The organism is Stenotrophomonas sp. Sm6012 (assembly GCF_030985895.1).
Taxonomy (GTDB): domain Bacteria; phylum Pseudomonadota; class Gammaproteobacteria; order Xanthomonadales; family Xanthomonadaceae; genus Stenotrophomonas; species Stenotrophomonas forensis.
Genome location: NZ_JAPTFX010000203.1, coordinates 1 through 6,193, shown reverse-complemented (window position 1 = coordinate 6,193; position 6,193 = coordinate 1). Strand labels below are relative to the sequence as shown.

The following is a 6,193-nucleotide window of genomic DNA, read 5'->3' as shown; positions in this document are numbered from 1 at the left end:
TGCCAGCCCACACCGCCCCGGCCCACCCACAGCATCACAAGGCGCCAGCGCTTTGGCTTTGGCTCTGGCTTTGGCTCTGGCTGTTGCTGTTGCGCCTCTGCCTGCCGCAGGCAGAGGCCCTTCCACCACCCGCACCCGATACAATGGCCGCCTGCCGTACACCGGCACCCCGTCCCCGAGCCAAAGAGTTGCCCATGTCCATCGTCCGCATGACCGACCTCGACCTCTCCGGCAAGCGCGTGCTGATCCGCCAGGATCTGAACGTGCCGATCGAGAATGGCCGCATCACCTCCGAACAGCGCATCACTGCTTCGCTGCCGACGCTCAAGCGCGCGCTGGAGCAGGGCGCGGCGGTGATGGTCACCTCGCACCTGGGGCGCCCGAAGGAAGGCGTGTGGAGCGAGGCCGATTCGCTGGCGCCGGTCGCCGCACGCCTGTCCGAGCTGCTCGGCCGCGAAGTGCCGCTGGTGCGCGACTGGGTCGATGGTGTCGACGTGCAGCCGGGCCAGCTGGTGCTGCTGGAAAACTGCCGCATGAACGTGGGCGAGGGCAAGGATGATGAGGCCCTGTCGAAGAAGTACGCCGCGCTGTGCGACGTGTTCGTGATGGATGCGTTCGGCACCGCGCACCGCGCCCAGGCCTCGACCCACGGCGTGATCCGTTTCGCTCCGGTCGCCGCCGGTGGCCCGTTGCTGATGGCCGAACTGGATGCGCTGGCAAAGGCGCTGGATGCTCCGGCCAAGCCGCTGCTGGCCATCGTCGCCGGCAGCAAGGTCAGCACCAAGCTGGAACTGCTGGCCAACCTGGTCGGCAAGGTCGATCAGCTGATCGTCGGTGGCGGCATCGCCAACACCTTCATCGCCGCCGCCGGCTACAACGTCGGCAAGTCGCTGTACGAACCGGACCTGCTGGGCACCGCGAAGAAGATCGTGGCCGATGCCAAGGCACGCGGTGCCGACATTCCGCTGCCGGTCGACGTGATCACCGCCAAGCAGTTCCTGCCCGATGCCGTGGCTGAAGTGAAGGCGGTCGACGCCGTGGCCGAGGACGATCTGATCCTGGACATCGGCCCGCAGACCGCGGCGCAGTACGCACAGCTGATCGAAAAGGCCGGCACCGTGGTCTGGAACGGCCCGGTCGGTGTGTTCGAGTTCGAGGCCTTCAGCAAGGGCACCGAAGCGCTGGCCCGCGCCATCGCCAGCTCGAAGGCGTTCTCCATCGCCGGCGGTGGTGACACCCTGGCCGCGGTCGACAAGTTCGATATCGCTGGCGACGTCAGCTACATCTCCACCGGCGGTGGTGCGTTCCTGGAGTTCCTGGAAGGCAAGACGCTGCCGGCGGTTGCCGCACTCGACGCGCGCGGCGCATGAGTGCCGACCCGCGCAAGGATGTCCTGTTCTTCGACCTGGACGGCACGCTGATCGATTCGCAGGTGGGCATCACCACCTGCATCGCCTACGCGCTGCAGAAGATGGACTACCCGGTGCCGCCGCAGGAGACCCTGCTGGGCTGGATCGGTCCGTCGCTGCGCACCACCTTCGCGCCGTTGTTCGTTGAACCGGCGCGGGTGGAACAGGCGGTGGGCTACTACCGTGAACGCTTCGACGCCGAGGGCTGGCGCGAGCATACGGTGTACCCGCAGGTGGAAGACACCCTGCGCACGCTGCATGGTCGTGGCCACCGCCTGGCGGTGGTCACCGCCAAGAACGAACCGCATGCGCGCCGCATCCTTGCCCACCTGCCGTTCGGCGGGCTGTTCGAGGAGATCATCGGTTCGACCCTGGACGGCTCGCGCAGCCACAAGCCGGAACTGGTCGGCGAGGCGCTGCGCCGGCTGCAGGTGCAGCCCGCACAGTGCTGGATGATCGGCGACCGCCGCATGGACATCGAGGGCGCGCGTCATCACGGCCTGCGCAGTGTCGGTGTACTCTGGGGCTTCGGCGGCGAAGCGGAACTCACCGAAGCCGGCGCCGGCCAGTTGGCCCATGAGCCGGCACAGCTGGAAACCCTGCTGGCCTAGCTCCCTGTAGAGCCGGGCACGGGCTCGGCTCTACAGAACGCCCTGCGCCAGCGTATGTCCGGACCATGTCCGTTCCATGACCCGCGAAGTCAGGCGGCACAAGGCTGTAACCGTATACATGCGGCGTGAAGGATGTGCTAATTTCCGTTCTTTATCGGGAGAGGCCCCTTCACTATGTTCGAGCGTCAGCGTCGCACCAAGATCCTTGCCACCCTCGGCCCGGCCACTGATCCGCCGGGCGTGCTGGAGGATCTGTTCCGCGCCGGCGTCAACGTGGTGCGCCTCAACTTCAGCCACGGTGATCCCTCTGGCCAGGCCAAGCGTGCCGCCGAAGTGCGCGCCGCTGCGGCCCGCGTCGGCGTGGAAGTGGGCATCCTGGCCGATCTGCCGGGCCCGAAGATCCGTATCGAACGCTTCGCCGAAGGCAAGGTGCAGCTGAAGGCGGGCGACCGCTTCGACCTGATCGCCAGCGAGAACGCCGGCCCCGGCAGTGCCAGCCAGGTCGGCGTCAGCTACCTGGGCCTGCCGCAGGACGTGGGTCCGGGTGACGTGCTGCTGCTCGATGACGGCCTGATGCAGCTGCAGGTGGTGGAAGTGCAGGGCGAGCGCATCATCAACACCGTGCTCAACGATGGCGTGCTGTCCGACCGCAAGGGCCTGAACAAGCAGGGCGGCGGCCTGTCGCTGGGTGCGCTGACCGAGCGTGACAAGGAACTGATCGGCATCGTTGCCAAGATCGGCGTGGACTTCATCGCCGTGTCGTTCTGCCGCAACGCGCAGGACATGAACGACGCGCGTGACATCGCCCGCTCGCACGGCTGCGATGCCGCGCTGGTGTCGAAGATCGAACGTACCGAAGCGATCGAGAACCTGGAAGAAATCGTCGAGGCCAGCGACGTGGTGATGGTCGCCCGTGGCGACCTCGGCGTGGAAATCGGCGATGCCGAACTGCCCGGCCTGCAGAAGAAGATCATCAAGGCCTCGCTGTCGCAGAACAAGGTGGTGATCACCGCCACGCAGATGCTGCAGTCGATGGTGGAAAGCCCGATCCCGACCCGCGCCGAAGTGCTGGACGTGGCCAACTCGGTCATCGATGGTACCGATGCGGTGATGCTCTCGGCCGAAACCGCCGCCGGTGCCTATCCGGTCAAGGCCGTGGAAGCGATGGCGCGCATCTGCTTGGGCGCCGAGCGCCAGTTCCAGACCGAGACCGACTTCAATGCCTCGCCGCGCAACCTGGAGCGTGCCGACCAGGCCATCGCCATGGCCACCATGTTCCTGTCGCAGCACGTGGGCGTGCGCGCGATCGTGGCGATGACCGAATCCGGCGGTACCGCACGCTACCTGTCGCGTTTCCGCGCCAAGGCGCCGGTGTTCGCGGTGACTCGCCACGACGGTGCCCGTCGCCAGATGGCGCTGATGCGCGATGTCTATCCGATCAATTTCGACAGCCGCGGCCTGACCCCGCGCGAAGCCGCACGTGGCAGCATCCGCCTGCTGGTGGAATCGGAACTGCTGCAGGCCGGTGACCGCGTGGTGTTCACCAGTGGCGAGCACATGGAAACCCTGGGTGCGACCAACACCCTGCGCCTGCTGGAAGTGGGCGAAGACGGCCGCGCCAGCGGCCTGGGTGATCTGTAAGAGACGGACTGCGTCGGGCCGGAACCCTGCGCGGGTCCGGCCCCCGGGGGCGGACGCCAACGTGGCTCTGGCCCGGTCGTGGCAGGTCAACGCCTGTCCTGTGCGGACATTGGAATCGTTTCCAGCATGGCCTGCACGTCGGGGCAACCAGTGGCGGGGCTATACTTACGTTTTTCCCGCACCCGCCACAGGAAGTACATGAGCATCGAACAGCTGGCTGAAACCGCCCAGGCCATGGTTGCCCCGGGCAAGGGCATCATCGCGATCGACGAATCCACCGCTACCATCGCCAAGCGTTTCGCTGGCGTCGGTATCGAGAACACCGAGGAGAACCGTCGCGCCTACCGCGAACTGCTGCTGACCACGCCGAAGCTCAACGAGCACATTTCCGGCGCCATCCTGTACGACGAAACCATCCGCCAGTCGACCAAGGACGGCGTGCCGTTCGCCAAGTACATGGCCGACCACGGCATGATTCCGGGCATCAAGGTGGACAAGGGTGCGCACCCGCTGGCCGGCTGCCCGGGCGAGCTGGTGACCGAAGGCCTGGACGGCCTGCGCGAGCGCCTGCAGGAGTACTACAAGCTGGGTGCGCGCTTCGCCAAGTGGCGTGCAGTCATCAACATCGGCGAGAGCATCCCGTCGGGCACCTGCATCGAGTCCAACGCCCACGCGCTGGCCCGCTATGCTGCCCTGTGCCAGGAATGCGGCCTGGTGCCGATGGTCGAGCCGGAAGTGATCATGGACGGCGACCACGACATCGAGACCTGCTACGAAGTCACCGAAGCCACCCTGCGTTCGCTGTTCGATGCGCTGTACCAGCAGAACGTGCTGCTGGAAGGCACCATCCTGAAGGCATCGATGGTCATCTCGGGCAAGGGCTGCGACGAGCAGGCCGACGTCGAGGAAGTGGCCGAGTCGACCGTGATGTGCCTGAAGAGCACCGTGCCGGCGATCCTGCCGGGCGTGGTGTTCCTGTCCGGTGGCCAGAGCGACGAGCAGTCCACCGAGCACCTGAACGCGATGAACCAGCTGGGCAACCTGCCGTGGCCGCTGAGCTTCTCCTACGGCCGCGCCATGCAGCAGGCTGCACTGAAGCTGTGGGCCAAGGACATGAAGGGCAACTACGCCGCTGCCCAGAAGACCGTGTACGAGCGCGCCAAGGACAATGGCCTGGCCGCGCTGGGCAAGTGGAACGGCTGATCGGTTCCATCGCTGGATGAAAAGGCAGCGCCGGCATCACGCCGGCGTTTGCTTTTGCGGGTATCTTTTCCGCCCCCGCGTACCCGGCCGGTACGTGGGCATTACATGGAAGGCCAAGGAGAAACAACATGCGTTTGGCAGCACTCACACTGGCCGTTGCCGCGGCTCTGGTCGCCGGCGGTTGCAACCGCATCGGTGCGGGCATGGATGCGGGCAAGGCCGCGTCGCTCGAATTCGACAAGCCGGTGTCCGGCGAGATCACCACGCGCAGCGGCATCAACTTCAACGACGGCAGCCATCACCAGCTTTACCAGATCAAGCTGGACGACAAGGATCTGGTCGGCCTGAAGCTGACCGGCAGGCTCAGCGGTTCGATCGCCGTGTTCAACAACGGCAGCCTGGTATCCACCAGCACTACCGTCTACGAGCGCGAAGGCGACGTCTCGCTGGCATTCCGTGCCAACGGTGGCGGCACCTACCAGGTGGCGGTCAATGCTGATGGCCCGTCCGCTTTCGGTCCGTACCGCCTGCGTGCCGAGAAGCTGAAGCCGTATGACGGCAAGCCGCTGGTGGGTAGTGGCGAAATCGTCGACATGCTGGATGGCGACGCGCAGGACTACACCCTGCAAGTGGAGAAGGAAGGCCTGTACGAGATCCGGCTGGTGTCGGATGTCTTTGATCCGGTGCTGAAGGTGTCCGGCCAGGGCGTGGATGCCGAGAACGACGATGGCGGTGACAGCACCAACTCGCGCCTGAGCCTGTCGCTGAAGCCGGGCAAGTACACCCTGAGCGCGCGGGGCCTCGGTGACGACGTCAATGGCATGTTTACCCTGTCGGCCACCCGCATCGAACTGCCGGGCAATCTGGTCGAGCGCGATGGCACGCCACTGCCGACCTCGGGCAGCGTGTACACCATGCTCGACAGCGAAGGTCGCCGCCGCTTCCTGCTGACCCTGGACCGTGCGGCCGATGTGCGCCTGGATGCGATCTCCAGCCAGGTCGACACCGTGCTGCGTGTGGTTGGCGCCAATGTCGAGCTGTCCGACGACGATGGTGGCAATGGCACCAACGCGCGCCTGCAGGAAACGCTGCCGGCCGGCCACTACACCGTTGACGTGACCAGCCTGAACAACGGCGCCGGCCTGGTGGAAGTGCGCGTGCAGGTGGATGGGGCCAGCGCCGAGGGCGTTGCTGCCTCGGCGGCACGTGCCGCTGCCGACGCGGCGGCCGTCGCCGACGATGAAGCTGCAGTGGAAGCAGTGAGCCGCTGAGGCAGATCCACACCCTGTGTGGATGACATCGACGATGCAACGGAAAAGGCCGGGCCAT

5 protein-coding genes are annotated in these 6,193 nt (G+C 66.1%); all 5 read left to right on the top strand.

The features are described from left to right. Positions 1 to 194 precede the first annotated feature (194 nt). The 5 genes from O0J73_RS21095 to O0J73_RS21075 all read left to right on the top strand — a co-directional run bounded on the left by O0J73_RS21095 (position 195) and on the right by O0J73_RS21075 (position 6,135). Positions 195 to 1,370: a phosphoglycerate kinase gene (locus tag O0J73_RS21095; RefSeq protein WP_197564738.1), complete on the top strand. Its 1,176-nt coding sequence runs from the start codon at positions 195 to 197 to the stop codon at positions 1,368 to 1,370. After that, positions 1,367 to 2,020, top strand: coding sequence for an HAD hydrolase-like protein (locus O0J73_RS21090; RefSeq protein WP_197564737.1), 654 nt, complete (start codon positions 1,367 to 1,369; stop codon positions 2,018 to 2,020). Before O0J73_RS21095 ends, O0J73_RS21090 begins: the two co-directional genes overlap by 4 nt. Positions 2,021 to 2,194: 174 nt before the next feature. Further along, positions 2,195 to 3,661 carry a pyruvate kinase gene (gene pyk / locus O0J73_RS21085; RefSeq protein ID WP_197564736.1) on the top strand — a complete coding sequence of 489 codons (1,467 nt, stop codon included), beginning with the start codon at positions 2,195 to 2,197 and terminating at the stop codon, positions 3,659 to 3,661. 198 nt (positions 3,662 to 3,859) lie between these two features. Further along, positions 3,860 to 4,864 carry a class I fructose-bisphosphate aldolase gene (locus O0J73_RS21080; RefSeq protein WP_006465625.1) on the top strand — a complete coding sequence of 335 codons (1,005 nt, stop codon included), beginning with the start codon at positions 3,860 to 3,862 and terminating at the stop codon, positions 4,862 to 4,864. 128 nt (positions 4,865 to 4,992) lie between these two features. Then, positions 4,993 to 6,135: an ABC transporter substrate-binding protein gene (locus O0J73_RS21075; RefSeq protein WP_197564735.1), complete on the top strand. Its 1,143-nt coding sequence runs from the start codon at positions 4,993 to 4,995 to the stop codon at positions 6,133 to 6,135. Positions 6,136 to 6,193: the final 58 nt, after the last annotated feature.